We start from the raw sequence: 263 nt of genomic DNA on the forward strand, positions 1-263 counted from the left end.
GCTTGCGTTTGTTGTGCCTGTAATTGTGCCTTCGCGTCCGCTAATTGCTTCTGAGCTGCGGTTAAATCGGTTTCCAGTCCACTTTTTTGCTGGGCAAGCTGCGTTTGCTGCTGCGCTAATTCGGCATTTTGCTTCGCCAACGTCGTTTGCGCCGATTCATGCTGCTTCACCTTTTCCGCCAACTGCGCTGTGAGTTGCTGATTCTGCGCGGTCAGCGTATTCACTTGTTTGTCACTGGTTTGCCCCAGTGACGCCAGTTTCTG

General features: G+C 52.5%; 1 protein-coding gene. It reads right to left on the reverse strand.

All coding sequences use genetic code 11. The features are described from left to right. Positions 1-263, reverse strand: a 263-nt coding sequence (locus PROVRUST_RS19875) for a hypothetical protein (protein ID WP_006814945.1), incomplete at both ends; no start/stop codon positions are given.

Source organism: Providencia rustigianii DSM 4541, assembly GCF_000156395.1.
In the GTDB taxonomy this organism is placed as follows: Bacteria; Pseudomonadota; Gammaproteobacteria; order Enterobacterales; family Enterobacteriaceae; genus Providencia; species Providencia rustigianii.